The following is a 14,797-nucleotide window of genomic DNA, read 5'->3' on the forward strand; positions in this document are numbered from 1 at the left end:
CGCGTGGGGGTACTTCCCTGCTCATGGGGGTCCCCCCGCTCGAGCGGAGTCGAGAGTGGCGGAGGAGTCGAGAGCTTGGGGGAGGGCGTCGGGCGGGCGGGGGTCAGCCGCGTACTGCGGCGATGGATGCGGCGAGGGCGCCGGGCACGTCGGGCACCAGGGTGTGCACACCGTCCCGGACGATCTGGCGGCCGCCCACCAGTGTGTGGCGTACGTCCGCCGCGGAGGCGGCGAATACGGCCGTCTCGGCGCCCAGCCGGGGCGGCGGCCCTGCGGTGCGTACGGAATCCAGCGCGATCGTGGTGAGGTCGGCGAGCGCGCCGGTCTCGATGGCGCCGGCGTCGTTCCAGCCCAGGGCGGCGTGACCGTCGGCGGTCGCGGCGCGCAGCAGGGCGGCGGCCGTCCAGTGCCCGCGGGTGCGGGTGCGCAGCCGCTCGTCGAGTTCCATGGCGCGGGCCTCTTCGAGCAGGTCGATGACGGCATGGCTGTCGCTGCCGAGGGACAGCGGGCTGCCGTGGGACTGGAGCCGGCCGACGGGGCCGATGCCGTCGGCGAGGTCGCGTTCGGTGGTCGGGCACATGCACACGCCGGTGCGGCTGCCGCCGAGCAGGCCGATGTCCTCGGGGGTGAGGTGGGTGGCGTGCACGGCGGTGGTGCGCGGGCCCAGCGCGCCGTGGTCGGACAGCAGCTGGGCGGGGGTGCGGCCGTGCACGTCGCGGCAGGCGTCGTTCTCGGCGGTCTGCTCGGAGAGATGGACGTGCAGGGGGGCCTGCCGCGCGCGGGCCCAGTCGGCGACGGTGCTCAGCTGGTCGGCCGGGACGGCGCGTACGGAGTGGATGGCGGCGCCGATGCGGGCGTGCTCGCGGCCGTCCTTGAGCGCGTCGGCGCGCTGGGCCCAGGCGTCGGCGGTGCCGTCGGAGAAGCGCAGCTGGTGGTGGTTGGGCGGGTCGCCGAAGCCGGCGGAGAGATAGGCGGTGTCGAGGAGGGTGATCCGGATACCGGCGTCGGCGGCGGCCGCGATCAGCGCCTCACCCATCGCGTTGGGGTCGTCGTAGCGGGTGCCGCCGGGCGCGTGGTGGAGGTAGTGGAATTCGCCGACGCAGGTGATGCCGGCCAGCGCCATCTCGGCGTAGACGGCGCGGGCGAGGGCGTAATACGTGTCGGGGCTGAGCCGGTCGGCGACGGCGTACATGACCTCGCGCCAGGTCCAGAAGGTGCCGCTGCCGACCTGGACGGTGCCGCGCAGGGCGCGGTGGAAGGCGTGGCTGTGGGCGTTGGCGAGGCCGGGGAGCGTCAGGCCGCGGAGCGCGACGGCGCCGGGCGGCGGGGTGGTGGCCCCCTTGTGGACGGCCGTGATCCGCCCGCCCTCGATGTCCACGGCCACCCCCGGCTCGACGTGCGTGCCGAGCCAGGCGTGTTCGAGCCAGTACGTCGTCATTGCCTGCGTCGTCGTTGCCTGCGTCGTCAGCGGCACGCCAGCCCCTCCAGTACGTCGGCGAGTGCGGTGACCCCCGCGACGCAGTCGTCCTCCGCCGCCGCTTCGGCGGGTGAGTGCGAGACGCCGGTGGGGTTGCGTACGAACAGCATGGCCGTGGGGACGGTTCCGGACAAAATACCGGCGTCGTGTCCCGCGCCGGTGCCCAGGACGGGCACCGGCCGCTCCCCCGCCGTGCCGAGGATCGCGCCCAGCTCGTCCCGCAGGGCGTGCTGGAACTCCACGACGGGGGTGAAGGATTCCCGGACGATCTTCAGGTCCACGCCGTCGCGGGCGGCGCGCTCGGCGGCCGCCTGCTCGATCCCGGTGACCACCGTGTCCAGGGTGTCCTGGTCGGCGGCGCGGGAGTCCAGCCAGCCTCTGACCAGCGAGGGAATGGCGTTGACGCCGTTCGGCTCGACGCTGATCTTCCCGAAGGTGGCCAGGGCGCCGGCCAGCCGTGCCTGCTCGCGGGCGGCGAGTACGGTCGCGGCGTAGGTGAGCATCGGGTCGCGGCGGTCCTCGAGGCGCGTCGTACCGGCGTGGTTGGCCTCGCCGTGGAAGTCGAACCGCCAGCGGCCGTGCGGCCAGATGGCGGAGGCGATGCCGACCGGGTCACCCGACAGGTCCAGGGCGCGGCCCTGCTCGACATGGAGCTCGACGAAGGCGCCGATCCTGGCAAGCCGTTCGGGATCCGGGCCGATGGCCTCGGGGTCGTATCCGGCGCGCTCCATGGCCTGCGGGAGGGTGATGCCGTCGCCGTCGCGCAGCCGGTGCGCGGCCTCGGCGGTCAGCGCTCCGGCGGCCAGCCGGGACCCGACGCAGGCCAGCCCGAAGCGGGCGCCTTCCTCGTCGCCGAAGTTGACGATGGCGAGCGGCTTGGCGAACCCCGCTCCCCGCCGCCGGAGTTCGTCCAGCGCGGCAAAGGAGGAGACCACGCCCAGCGGCCCGTCGAAGGCACCGCCGTCCGGTACGGAGTCCAGGTGCGAGCCGGTGACGACGGCGTCGCCGGGGGCCACGTCCGTGTAGGTCGTCGCCCCCAGCCACGCCCACTGGTTGCCGTTGCGGTCCAGTTCGTAGGCGAGTCCGCGGGCCTCGGCCTGGGCCTTGAACCAGGCGCGGCAGTCGGTGTCCGCGCCGGTCCAGGCGAAGCGGCGGTAGCCCCCGGCGGAGGAGTCGCGCCCGAGCGGCCGCAGCTCCTCCCACATCTGGTGGAACGAGGCGGTCACGCGCCCTCGCCTTCGCCCTCGCGCATCGGGATGCGGACGCCGCGCTCGGCGGCCACCTCGTCGGCGCGCTCGTAGCCCGCGTCGACGTGGCGGATGACGCCCATGCCCGGGTCGTTCGTCAGCACCCGGCGGATCTTCTCGCCGGCCAGCGGGGTGCCGTCGGCGACCGTGACCTGGCCCGCGTGGATGGAGCGGCCCATGCCGACGCCGCCGCCGTGGTGCAGCGAGACCCAGGAGGCGCCGGAGGCGACATTGACCATGGCGTTGAGCAGCGGCCAGTCGGCGATCGCGTCCGAGCCGTCCTTCATCGCCTCGGTCTCGCGGTACGGCGAGGCGACCGAGCCGCAGTCCAGGTGGTCCCGCCCGATGGCCAGCGGCGCCCGCAGCGTGCCGTCCGCGACCATCTCGTTGAACCGCTCACCGGCCTTGTCCCGCTCGCCGTAACCGAGCCAGCAGATCCGCGCGGGCAGGCCCTGGAAGTGCACCCGCTCGCCGGCCAGCTTGATCCAGCGGGCCAGCGACTCGTTCTCCGGGAAGAGGTCCAGGATCGCCTTGTCGGTGGCGGCGATGTCGCGGGCGTCGCCGGACAGCGCGGCCCAGCGGAACGGCCCCTTGCCCTCGGCGAACAGCGGCCGGATGTAGGCGGGGACGAAGCCGGGGAAGGCGAAGGCCCGCTGGTATCCGGCGAGTTGGGCCTCGCCGCGGATCGAGTTTCCGTAGTCGAAGACCTCGGCGCCGGCGTCCATGAAGCCGACCATCGCCTCGACGTGCTTGGCCATCGACTCGCGTGCCCGCTGGGTGAAGTCGGCGGGCTTCTCCGCCGCGTAGGCGGCCATTTCGGGGAAGTCGATGCCGATGGGCAGGTAGGCCAGCGGGTCGTGGGCGCTGGTCTGGTCGGTGACGATGTCGATCGGCGCGCCCTCGGCAAGCATCTGCGGCAGCAGCTCGGCGGCATTGCCGAGCAGGCCGATGGAGAGCGGCTTGCGCTGGTCGCGGGCCTCGACGGCGAGCTGCAGCGCGTGCTGGAGGCTGTCCGCCTTCACGTCCAGATAGCGGTGCTCGATCCGCCGCTCGATGGCCCGCGGGTCGACGTCGATACAGATCGCGACGCCGTCGTTCATCGTGACGGCGAGCGGCTGGGCGCCGCCCATGCCGCCGAGGCCGGCGGTGAGCGTGATCGTCCCGGCGAGCGTGCCGCCGAACTTCTTCGCCGCGACGGCCGCGAACGTCTCGTACGTGCCCTGCAGGATCCCCTGCGTGCCGATGTAGATCCATGAACCGGCCGTCATCTGCCCGTACATGGTCAGCCCGAGGGCCTCCAGCCGCCGGAACTCCTCCCAGTTGGCCCAGTCGCCGACGAGGTTGGAGTTGGCGATGAGCACGCGCGGCGCCCACTCGTGGGTCTGCATCACGCCGACCGGCCTGCCGGACTGGACGAGCATCGTCTCGTCCTGCTTGAGCGTGGTGAGCGTGCGCACCATCGCGTCGAAGGAGCGCCAGTCGCGGGCGGCCTTGCCCGTACCGCCGTAGACGACGAGCTGGTCCGGATGCTCTGCCACCTCCGGATCGAGGTTGTTCTGCAGCATGCGCAGCGCGGCTTCCTGCTGCCATCCCCGAGCACTCAGCTCCGTACCGCGCGGTGCCCGCACGGGTCGCGGTCCCGACATGGGCCGTGCCTCCCTGACGTCGAATGGATCGAGCTATTCACATAGTGACGTCGCTGAATAGCGCCAGTCAACAGGGAGCGGAGAGGCGTCCCCCGCAAGCCGCGCGAACCGGCCACGCGGTGCCGGGGATTTTTACTTGCCCGCTGGGAAAGTCTGCGCTAGTTTTCCTACCAGGCAAGTAAACGGGGACCAGAATGCTCCGGAGCCCGGCCGCCATGTGCCGCGCCGTGCCCGGAACCGCCTTGGGGAGGCGATGACCATGAACAGCACGGTGAATGCCGAGCAGGCCTGGACGGATCTGCAGCGCATCCGGGTCCCGCAGGAGCGGGTGTACGACGAGGTCGAGAGGTGCGCGTCCGGCGACGCCAGGTCGACCTACGCCACGGCGGGAATCATGTGGCTCTTCCTGGCCGGGATGGGGCTCGACCTGCCGAAATGGGGCATCTGGCTAACGGTCGCTGCCTACGTCGCGGTACTGGGCTCGCTCGCCGTCGTCTACAGCCGCCGGAGCCGTGTGCGGCTGCACCGCTCGCGCTACAGCTGGCGGACCGGCGCCAGCATGATCGCAGGCATGGTGGTGTCCGGCGGGACGATCCTGCTGTCCGGCCACCTGGTCGAATCGCTGGCGCTGCCGTACGGCAGCCTGATCACGGCCACCGTCTCGGCGGCGGCATTCGTGCTGTTCGTCGGCCCGGCGAACCGCTGGGCGGTCGGCTCGCTGCGCGACCGGGTCCCGAGAACCGACCACAAGGGGGCGGTGTGATGAGCACACCCACCGGATTCGACGAACTGATCCATCCCTCCACCCGGCTGTCGGTGGTCGCCCTGCTCGCCGCCACGGAGTGGGCCGACTTCCCGTTCATCCGCGACAGCCTCTCGCTCAGCGACTCCGCGCTCTCCAAACAGCTGCACACCCTGGAGGGGGCCGGCTATCTGGAGATCCGCAAGGAAGGCGGCGGCCGCAAGCGCCGCACCAGGGTGCGGCTGACGGAGCGCGGCCGCGGCGCCTTCGAGGGCCATGTGGCGGCGCTCCGAGCGATCGTCGAGGGCGCGGGACCGGCAGCCGCGGCGCACGACGGACAGCAGGACCGGCAGCAGGACCGACAGCAGGACCACGCGAAGGCAGGCAGATGACCACGACCGGGCGCGCGCCCGTACACCCGACCGGCCCGGCCGCATCCACCACACCCGCGGCACCCTCTGCACCCACCGCCCCTGCCAGCCAACCCGTCATCCAGGTACGGGACTTGCGCATGGCGTACGGCGACGTCGGCATCCTGCACGGCATCGACCTGGACATCCACCGTGGCGAGATCTTCGCCCTGCTCGGGCCCAACGGCGCCGGGAAGACCACCACCGTCGAGATCCTGGAGGGCTTCCGGCAGCGGTCCGCCGGTGACGTACGCGTCCTGGGGACGGACCCGGCGCGCGGCGGCGACGCGTGGCGCGGCCGGATCGGACTGGTCCTGCAGTCCTGGCGCGACCATCGCCGCTGGCGGGTCGCGGAACTCCTGGCCCACTTCGCCTCGTACTACCCCGACCCGCGCGACCCGGCGGAGACGCTGTCCCTGGTGGGCCTCGGCGCCCAGGCCGACCAGCAGGTCGACCGGCTGTCCGGTGGCCAGCGCCGCCGGCTGGACGTGGCACTCGCCGTCATCGGCCGCCCCGAACTCCTCTTCCTGGACGAGCCGACCACCGGCTTCGACCCCGAGGCCCGGCACGACTTCCACGTACTCGTCGAACGGCTGGCCCGCGAGGAGGGCGTCACCGTCCTGCTCACCACCCACGACCTGGCAGAGGCCGAACGGCTCGCCGACCGGATAGCCGTACTGGTCAGCGGCCGAATACGCGCCCACGGCACCCCGGCAGAACTGGCCCACCGGGCCGCCGCACAGGCCGAGGTCCGCTGGACGGCCACGGACGGCACGCCCCACCGCCGGCGCACCGCGGACCCCTCCCAGCTGGTCTGGGACCTCCATCGGGAGGCCGACGGGCCGATCGCCGACCTGGAGGTCCGGCGGCCGACGCTGGAGGACACCTATCTGCAGATGGTGCACGGCGGGGCCGAGGGGACGGGCACCGCGAGCGGCATCAGGAATGAGAACGGACACGGGGAGGAGAACGCGGCCGGGACCGGGGACGGGAACGGCGCCGCGCTCACGAGGGGGAAGAAGCAAGCCGCATGACCACGAGCCAGACCACCACCGACACCACCATCCGGACCGCGACCACCCAGGCGACAGAGGGGACGGCGGCACCGACGGGTCCCGGCGCCACGGACGCGTCACGCAGCCACCCCGCCCCTCGCCCCGCCCGCCGCCGCTACTGGCGCGCCGGCCTCCAGCGCGGCGGCATCGAGCTGCGCCACCTCCTCCGTAACCCCAAGGAGATGACGGGCCACCTGGCGAACGTGGTCGTCGCGCTGGTACTGGGGGGCACTCTCAGCAAGAACGTGCCCGGTACCCACATCCCGATGGCCCAGCTGACCCTGGCCGGCTTCGCCGCGTATCTGCTGTTCCAGATCGGGCTGATCAACCTCCCGCAGATCCTGGTGACCGAACGGGAGGAGGGCGCCCTGCTGCGCCTGCGTGCCACGCCCGGCGGGATACCGGCCTATCTGGTCGCCAAGTCGCTGCTGGTGGTCGTCGTGGCGCTCGGCACCCTCGTCGTCCTGCTGGGGGCCGGTGCCCTGCTGGTGGACGGGCCGCTGCCGCACGATCCCGCCGGCTGGCTGACGCTGCTGTGGGTGGCCGGGCTGGGCCTGTTGGCCGTGGTGCCGCTGGGTGCGGCCATCGGTGCCGTACTGCCCAATCCGCGCGAGGCGCTGGCGTTGCTCATGCTGCCGGTGATGGCGCTGCTGTTCACCTCGGGGGCGATGTTCCCCCTGAGCTCACTGCCGGTGCTGGTCCAGGAGATAGCCGCCGTCTTCCCGCTCAAGTGGATGGCGCAGGGGTTGCGCTCGGCGCTGCTGCCGGACGCCGCCCGCGTCGCGGAACCGGCCGGTTCCTGGGAGCTCCCGATGGTCGCCCTGGTCCTGACCGCCTGGGCCGTCCTCGGATTCCTCCTCGCCATACCCCTGCTGCGCCGCGCCGCCCGCCGCGAGTCCGGTTCCCGGCTGACCGAGCGCCACCGCAAGGCCGGGCTGAGCGGGTCGGCGGGGTAACGGTACGGGGGCGTCGTGCCCGTATCCGATGGCGCGACGCCCCGTCCAGTGATGGAGTTGGCTCATGATTGGCCCCCAGGACGAGTCCACGACAGGCCACCTCACCGGACCGGTTCCGGGCCCCCCGCCCGGCTCTGCGGCCGGACCGGTGTCCGGCCCCCGCCCGACGCAGGGCTCCCCCCACGGCTCCGCGAGCCTCACCGGCAGCACGGCCGGCGCGGGCGTCACCGGCAGCACGGACAGCACGGTCGTCATGTCCGGCATGCACGCCAGGCACTCCCCACCCCCCACACCCGCAACGCACGCCAGACACACCACGCACGGCTCCGACCGGGACCGTGCCGTAGAGGCGGCCGTCGCGCAGGGGCTGGTCGGCCCCGGGGAGCCCGTCGCCGGGCTGCTCGACGTTGCCGGGATCCGGCGGTCGGTGGCGGAACTCCGCGCCGCCTTCGAGGAGTTCACGGCGCCGGGCACCCCGGTGCTGCACGCCTTCGCGGTGAAGGCTGCCGCGCTCGTGCCCGTGCTGCGGCTGCTCGCCGAGGAAGGGCTCGGCTGTGAGGTGGCCAGCCCCGGGGAGCTGGCACTGGCCCGCGCCGCTCGGGTGCCGGCCGGGCGTACGGTCCTGGACTCCCCCGCCAAGACCCGCGCCGAACTGCGCGAGGCCCTGGTGCTCGGCATCGCGGTCAACGCCGACAACCCCGAGGAACTGTCCCGTATCGACGGTCTGATGGCCTCGGCGCCGTCCTCCGCACCGATCGGCCTCCGCATCAATCCGCAGATCGGCGGCGGCAGCATCGGCGCGATGAGCACCGCCACCGACACCTCCAAATTCGGCGTGGGGCTGCGCGACGAGGGCGCCCGCGACTGGGTCGTACGGTCCTGCCTCGAGCGCCCGTGGCTGACCCGGCTGCATGCCCACGTCGGCTCCCAGGGCATGCCGCTGGAGCTGATGGCCGCGGGCGTGGCGGCCCTGTTCCACCTGGCCGAGGAGATCAACGAGAAGGCCGGACGGCGGCAGATCGACACCCTCGACATCGGCGGCGGCCTGCCGGTCAACTTCGCCTCGGACACCACCGCCCCGACCTTCCGCGAGTACGCCGCGCTGCTCCGCTCGACCGTCCCGGGGCTGCTGTCCGGCCGCTACGGGCTCGTCACCGAGTTCGGCCGTTCACTGCTGGCCAAACACGGCACGATCGTCGCGCGCGTCGAGTACGCGAAGTCGGCGGGCGGCCGCCCCATCGCGGTCACCCACGCCGGCGCCCAGGTCGCCACCCGTACGGTCTTCGTCCCCGAGGCCTGGCCGATCCGGGTCGCCGCCTACGACGCGCAGGGCCTGCCCAAGACCGGCGCGCCGGTCGCCCAGGACATCGCGGGCCCGTGTTGCTTCGCCGGCGACCTGGTCGCCGAGAACCGCCCGCTCCCCCTGCTCCAGTCCGGTGACCACGCCGCCCTCCTGGACACCGGCGCCTACTACTTCTCGAACCACTTCGCTTACAACTCCCTCCCCCGCCCCGGCATTTACGGCTATGCGACCGCACCCGACGGCACCGTCCGCTTCGCGACCGTCCGCACCCCGCAGACATTGGCCGATCTCACCGCCGAAAGCGGCGGGGGCCACGTCAACGCCCTGCGCGGTCTCGACTGACCGGCACGACTGACCGGCACGACGGCCCGACCGCCGACCGGCCCGGCCCCGCCGATCGGGCGGCACCCCGCCCCCGCGCTCCGCCCGGCGCCGCGTCCCCCGCCGCCAGGCCCGTCGTCACGTACCCCCGCACGTCCTTACCCGAGGCCCCGCCCCGCGCCGCGGACTCCGTACGCACCCAGAGCAGGGCGCCGTGCTCGCGTTCCCAGCGGCCCAGCCACAGGGCCTTGGCCCACAGGCCCAGCGCGGCGCCGGCCATCAGCAGGCCGCCGGCCGCGGGCAGGGCGAACGAGGATCCGACCGCCGCCAGGAAGGCGAGGAGCAGCCACCAGCGGTGTGCCCGGCGCCAGATGCGGAGGGTGACCGCCCGGTCCTGGAGGATCACGGCCTTCCCGGCACGGGACGCCCCGCCGGCCAGGGCCGCGTACCGGCCGCGGCGCGCCGCGAAGACCACGAACGCCGCGATCACGAAGAGCGCCGCCCCCGCGAGCACCCCGATCGTCCGGCCGGCCGGCCCCGGCACCAGCACGCCGATCCCCGCAGCCAGCCATCCGGGCCACCACAGCCACCCGGCCGGCGCCCGCACCACCACCGCCACCCTCGCCAGCGCATACGCCCCACGCCCCACGACAGACCTCCTCATGCCGAGACAGCTACGTCACCCCGTCGGACGGGGGTCGGCAGGGGATCGTAGCCAGCGCGGATGAGGATTGCCTGAGACCGGCCGAGGCGGCGGCAGAGCGCGTGCCGCGGCCGTCAGGGGGCGGGACTTGCGGGTCGCTCCGCCGCCACCCGAACGCGCGACCGCCCCCTCACTCCACAAACACCCACACCCCCCTCACTCCACGAACAACCCCCTCGCCACCGCCTTCGCATCGAACTCCTCCAGCCGCGCCTGGGCGTCCGGAAGGGCGTCGCACATCGCCTCCAGGAGGACGCGGCCAAGCAGCATCGGGGCGCAGGCCGTGTCAAAAGCGAGGCCGGTGCCGACGGGGGCCGGGAGGAGGAGGTCGGTGGGGTGGGCGACGGGAGCGAAGGCGCTGTCGGCGACGGTGACGATGGTCAGCCCGGCCTCGCGGGCGTACTCGAGGGCGTCGACGACCTCGCGGGGGTGGCGGGGCAGGGCGAAGCAGAGCAGGGCGGTCGCGCCGGCGCGTACGGCGGCGTCGATGCGGTCGGTGAGCATGGTGCCGCCCTCGTCCAGGAGGCGGACGTCGGGGTGGACCTTGCGGGCGAAGTAGGTGAAGCCGGCGGCCTGGGCGGTGGCGGCGCGCAGGCCGAGGACGGGGAGCGGGCGGGAGGCGGCGAAGAGCCGGCCGGCCTCGGTCACCGGGGCGGGGTCGGCGAGGGCGGCGGCCAGGTGGCGAAGGTTGTCGATCTCCGCCTGGACGGCCTGCTGGTACTCGTTGTACGAGCCGGTGTCATCGGGCTTTTCGGCGGGCGCGACGTCGCGGAGGTGGCGGCGCAGCGCCGGGTAGCCGTCGAAGCCCAGCGCCACCGCGAAGCGGGTGACGGAGGGCTGGCTGACGCCGGCGAGTTCGGCCAGTTCGACGCTGGAGAGGAACGGCGCGTCGGCGGCCCGCCGCACCATGCAGTGTGCGATGCGGCGCTGGGTGGGCGTCAGCCGGTGCCCTTCGAAGAGCTTCTGCAGGCGGGCGGCGGTGCCCGTATCGGCCGCGCCCGTGTTCGTGGCCGCGCCGGTGCCCGTACCCGTGCCCTCGGCCACTCCGCCGTTGTCCCCGTCCCCGCTCATCGCCTCTTCTTCCCGGCCCGGAAGGGGCCTTGTGGTGTGTGAGTTGTGCCGTGCCGTGTGGTGTTGCCGTGTGGTGCGTGTGCGGGTGCCGGCGCCTGCGTTGTGGGTACCCGCACCCGGTGCCGGCGTCTGCGGTGTGGTGACCCGCACCGGGTGCCGACCGACTGTACGGACCCACCGCCCCGGACCGTACGCAATCCCCGGCCCGCCCCGCCCGGTCCTGCCCCTCACACCTCCGCCAGCCCGTCCAGCAGCCCCGTCGCCACCGCCACATCATCGGTCAGCGGGCGGTCCTCCATCCGCGGGTCCAGCGCCTCGGCGGCGAGGGCGTAGGCGGTGGCGAGGGGCAGGCCGGGGTCGGGTTCCAGGGAGCGCAGGCGCAAGGCCCGTACAGCGGCGACGAGTTCGCACGCCAGAACCTGGCGGTAGTACGTGGCGGCGCGCAGGGTCTGGCGGGCGCCGAGGGAGGCGAAGCTGGCCTGTTCCTCGACGCCGCGGGAGAGGACGGCGTGGCCGAGGGAGGCCGGGTGGGAGACGGCGCGCATTTCGCCGAGGGCCGCGCCGGCCGCGTATTCGAGGATCATGACGCCGGAGCTGGCCGGGGCCGCGTCGCCCAGGAAGGGGCGCAGCCGGGTGAAGTCCGGCTCGGAGAGAGCGGCGAGGCGGGCGGTGGAGAGCCGGGCGGTCTGGAGGACGGCGAGGCGGAAGGCGTCCAGGGCGAGGACGGTGTGGGCGGCGTAGAAGTTGCCGTGGTGGAAGGCGGCCTGGTCCTCGATGCTGATGAGGGGGTTCTCGGAGGCGGCGTTCACCTCGACGGTCAGTACGCCGTCGAGGGTGTCGGCGGCGTCCACCGCCGGGCCGTGGATCTGGGGGATGCAGCGGAAGCCGTACGGGTCCTGGATGCGGCCGAGCGGCGGGGTGGGGCGGGGCGGGATGCCGGAGAGGGTGCGCATCCGGGTCGCGGCGGCCGCGGAGCCGGGGTGCGGGCGGGCGCGCATCACGGTTTCGGCGAAGGGTTCGTACGAGCCGCCGACCGCGAGGAGGGAGAGCGCGGCGATCGGCAGGGACGCGGCCAGGAGGCGGCGGATTTCGTCGAGGGCGAGGGCGGACTGGCCGAGGGTGAGGGCGTTGCTGCTGATCAGGGCGAGGGCGTCGTTGTTGTCGAGGGGGATCGGGGCGGGGGCGTGGCCGCCGGGGGTGCAGTGCCAGGGATGTTCGCCGGCGAGGGCGAGGCCGGTCTGGGCGAGGGCGGCGAGGTCACCGGTGCCGACGGCGCCGTGTTCGTTGACGACGGGGTGCGCGCCGGATTCCAGGGCGGCGAGCAGCGAGGTGATCACGGCGGGGTTCAGGCCGGCGCCGCCCGCCAGCAGCTGGTTGGCGCGTACGGCGAGCATGGCGCGGACCTCGCGGGCGGGCAGCGGGTCGCCGATCGCGCCGGCGTGGCTGCGCAGCAGGCGCAGGCCGTGTTCGGCGTCGGCGGCCCCGACATCCTCCGTACGGTTGGCGCCGACGCCGGTGCTGCGCCCGTAGACCCGGCCGGTGGCGGCGAGGCGGCGGGCGGTGTCCCACGATTCCTCGGCGAGCGCCAGGGCCTTGGGGTCGGGGGCGGCGGTGTGCGCGGTGCGGTCCGCGAGGGCGGCGATATCGGCGGTGTGCAGGCCGGTGCCGTCGAGTGTGATGCGCCGGCCGGCCCGTCGGCCATTGTCCAGCATGTGGGAAACCAAGGGGCTCAACTCCCTCTTATAACGCTTTTTGTGGACCAAAGTCCGACACCTCGTTCCGTACCGTGAAGCGAAGTAAGAGGTGGAATCCGGTTAGGGAACTCGCAGGTAACACGTGCCGCGCGGCGCGCTGTAACAGGTGATTTACGTCCGCCTATTGACTTCTATTCACGTGCCTAAGACTCTGCATGACACTATGCAGGACGGGCAAGGGGCAGCGGATGATCAAGTTCGACGCAGTCAGCAAGCGATACCCGAACGGCACAACGGCGGTGGATGATCTGTCGCTGGAATTCCCCGAGGGCGGTGTCACCGTCCTCGTCGGATCGTCCGGATGCGGCAAGACGACCACCCTGCGGATGATCAACCGGATGGTCGATCCGACCTCCGGCACCATCAGCGTCGGCGGCCGCGACATCCTGGAGGCGGACGCCGCCGAGCTGCGCCGCGGCATCGGCTACGTCATCCAGCAGTCCGGCCTTTTCCCCCACCGTACGATCCTGGACAACATCGCGACCGTGCCGCTGCTGCTCGGCTGGGGCAAGCGCAAGGCCCGCGCCCGCGCCGCCGAGCTGCTGGAGCTGGTGGGGCTGCCCACCGACTCCGGCAAGCGCTATCCGCACCAGCTCTCCGGCGGCCAGCAGCAGCGCGTCGGCGTGGCCCGCGCGCTCGCCGCCGACCCACCCGTCCTGCTGATGGACGAGCCCTTCGGCGCGGTCGACCCGGTCGTGCGCACCCAGCTCCAGAACGAGCTGCTGCGGCTGCAGGACGAGCTGCGCAAGACCGTCGTCTTCGTCACCCACGACATCGACGAGGCGGTCCGCCTGGGCGACCGGATCGCGGTCTTCCGCACCGGCGGCCGGCTCGTGCAGTGCGCCCCGCCCGCCGAACTCCTGGCCCGCCCCGCCGACGACTTCGTCGCCGACTTCCTGGGGGCCGAGCGCGGGCTGAAGCTGCTCTCGCTCACCACGCTCGCGGACGTCCCGTACACGCCCGCCAACGCGATACGGGCGGACGAGCCGGTCGGCAGGATTGCCCGCGACGGCGAGCGCCGGCGCCTGGTGACCTCCCCGCGCGGCGAACCGCTGGGCTGGCTGGACACCGCCGGGCTGCCGGGCGGCGGTACGGCGGGCGAGGCCGCGCTGGAGGCCGTACGGCCGCTGCGCGACGAGGACTCGCTGCTCTCGGCGCTCAACGAGGCGGTGTCCGCACCGGCCGCCGCCGTCGCCCGGGTCGACGCGGAGGGCGTGCTGATCGGCCTCACCTCGCGCGAGGCGATCCACGACCGGGCGGGCCGCAGCCACGCGGAGGCGGGACGCGGGCCCGCGGCACCGCGGAAGGCCACCGCGTCCAAGGCCGCCTTGTCCAAGGACACCGCCTCCCAGGACGCCGTGTCCAGGGACACCGTGTCGAAGGACTCCGGGCCTGCCGCCACCGCGGAGCGCCCCGTATGACCATCGACTGGGGCTGGTTCCCCGACCACACCGACGAGATGACCCGCCTGACCGCGGACCATCTCGCCACCGCCGTACCCGCCGTCCTCCTCGGCCTGCTGATCGCGCTGCCGCTCGCGGTCCTCGCGCACCGCGTACGCCCGCTCCGCGGCCTCGTCCTAGGCGCTTCCAACATCCTCTACACCATCCCCTCCCTCGCCTTCTTCGTCCTGCTGCTCCCGGTGACCGGCCTGACCCGCACCACGGCCGTCGTCGGCCTCACCGCGTACACCCTGGTGGTGCTCGTACGGAACACGGTCGAGGGCCTGGATGCCGTCCCCGCCAAGGCCCGCGAGGCGTCGAAGGCGATGGGGACGAAGCCGCTGCGCACCCTGCTCACCGTCGAGCTGCCGCTCGCCCTCCCCGTGATCATGGCGGGCGTACGGGTCGCCACCGTCATGTCCATCTCCCTTGTCAGCGTGGCGAGTTACATCGGCTACGGCGGCCTCGGCCAGCTCTTCACCGACGGCTTCCAGCGCAACTACCCCACCCCGGTCGTCGCCGGGGTCGCCCTGACCCTGCTGCTCGCCCTGGTTGCCGACGCACTGCTGGTGACCGTCCAGTGGCTGTGCACCCCCTGGCGGCGCGGCACCGGCCGGCCGCGCACCGGCACGCGGCCGGCCGCCCTCAAGCTGTGGAAGCGAGCGTGACG

At 73.3% G+C, this 14,797-nt stretch carries 13 protein-coding genes; 7 read left to right on the forward strand and 6 right to left on the reverse strand.

Features of this window, described 5'->3' with window-relative positions:
- Window positions 1-103: 103 nt before the first annotated feature.
- The 3 genes from AB0D04_RS15610 to hutU are packed head-to-tail and all read right to left on the reverse strand — an operon-like array spanning window position 104 to window position 4,370.
- Entirely contained in the window at window positions 104-1,438 is a 1,335-nt protein-coding gene (locus AB0D04_RS15610) for a formimidoylglutamate deiminase (RefSeq protein ID WP_362703174.1), read from the reverse strand.
- Window positions 1,439-1,464: 26 nt separating this feature from the next.
- Window positions 1,465-2,682 (reverse strand): allantoate amidohydrolase, encoded by a 1,218-nt coding sequence (locus tag AB0D04_RS15615; protein WP_362703175.1) that lies wholly within the window; start codon window positions 2,680-2,682, stop codon window positions 1,465-1,467.
- 17 nt (window positions 2,683-2,699) lie between these two features.
- Window positions 2,700-4,370 carry a urocanate hydratase gene (hutU, locus tag AB0D04_RS15620; protein ID WP_362703132.1) on the reverse strand — a complete coding sequence of 557 codons (1,671 nt, stop codon included), beginning with the start codon at window positions 4,368-4,370 and terminating at the stop codon, window positions 2,700-2,702.
- Between the two features lie 259 nt (window positions 4,371-4,629).
- Between hutU and AB0D04_RS15625 the strand changes: the two genes are divergently transcribed.
- From AB0D04_RS15625 to AB0D04_RS15645, 5 genes are all read left to right on the forward strand, one after another.
- Window positions 4,630-5,133: a hypothetical protein gene (locus tag AB0D04_RS15625; protein ID WP_362703134.1), complete on the forward strand. Its 504-nt coding sequence runs from the start codon at window positions 4,630-4,632 to the stop codon at window positions 5,131-5,133.
- On the forward strand, window positions 5,133-5,504 hold the full coding sequence (locus AB0D04_RS15630; protein WP_362703136.1) for a transcriptional regulator: 372 nt from the start codon (window positions 5,133-5,135) through the stop codon (window positions 5,502-5,504). Before AB0D04_RS15625 ends, AB0D04_RS15630 begins: the two co-directional genes overlap by 1 nt.
- Window positions 5,505-5,623: 119 nt before the next feature.
- Window positions 5,624-6,556, forward strand: coding sequence for an ABC transporter ATP-binding protein (locus AB0D04_RS15635; RefSeq protein ID WP_362703177.1), 933 nt, complete (start codon window positions 5,624-5,626; stop codon window positions 6,554-6,556).
- Entirely contained in the window at window positions 6,553-7,533 is a 981-nt protein-coding gene (locus tag AB0D04_RS15640) for an ABC transporter permease (protein WP_362703138.1), read from the forward strand. Before AB0D04_RS15635 ends, AB0D04_RS15640 begins: the two co-directional genes overlap by 4 nt.
- 64 nt (window positions 7,534-7,597) lie before the next feature.
- Window positions 7,598-9,178: a diaminopimelate decarboxylase gene (locus AB0D04_RS15645; RefSeq protein ID WP_362703140.1), complete on the forward strand. Its 1,581-nt coding sequence runs from the start codon at window positions 7,598-7,600 to the stop codon at window positions 9,176-9,178.
- Here the strand turns inward: AB0D04_RS15645 and AB0D04_RS15650 are convergent.
- From AB0D04_RS15650 to AB0D04_RS15660, 3 genes are all read right to left on the reverse strand, one after another.
- Complete coding sequence (locus tag AB0D04_RS15650) at window positions 9,153-9,806, reverse strand: hypothetical protein (protein ID WP_362703141.1); 654 nt, start codon at window positions 9,804-9,806, stop codon at window positions 9,153-9,155. The two genes, AB0D04_RS15645 and AB0D04_RS15650, sit on opposite strands and share 26 nt — an antisense overlap.
- Before the next feature lie 210 nt (window positions 9,807-10,016).
- Entirely contained in the window at window positions 10,017-10,931 is a 915-nt protein-coding gene (locus AB0D04_RS15655; RefSeq protein WP_362703143.1) for a MurR/RpiR family transcriptional regulator, read from the reverse strand.
- 227 nt (window positions 10,932-11,158) lie between these two features.
- On the reverse strand, window positions 11,159-12,643 hold the full coding sequence (locus AB0D04_RS15660; protein ID WP_362703145.1) for an aromatic amino acid ammonia-lyase: 1,485 nt from the start codon (window positions 12,641-12,643) through the stop codon (window positions 11,159-11,161).
- A gap of 230 nt (window positions 12,644-12,873) precedes the next feature.
- Between AB0D04_RS15660 and AB0D04_RS15665 the strand changes: the two genes are divergently transcribed.
- On the forward strand, window positions 12,874-14,106 hold the full coding sequence (locus AB0D04_RS15665) for an ABC transporter ATP-binding protein (protein ID WP_362703147.1): 1,233 nt from the start codon (window positions 12,874-12,876) through the stop codon (window positions 14,104-14,106).
- Entirely contained in the window at window positions 14,103-14,795 is a 693-nt protein-coding gene (locus tag AB0D04_RS15670) for an ABC transporter permease (RefSeq protein WP_362703149.1), read from the forward strand. The genes AB0D04_RS15665 and AB0D04_RS15670 overlap by 4 nt, the downstream gene beginning before the upstream one ends.
- Window positions 14,796-14,797: the final 2 nt, after the last annotated feature.

This window comes from Streptomyces sp. NPDC048483 (assembly GCF_040651455.1).
In the GTDB taxonomy this organism is placed as follows: Bacteria; Actinomycetota; Actinomycetes; order Streptomycetales; family Streptomycetaceae; genus Streptomyces.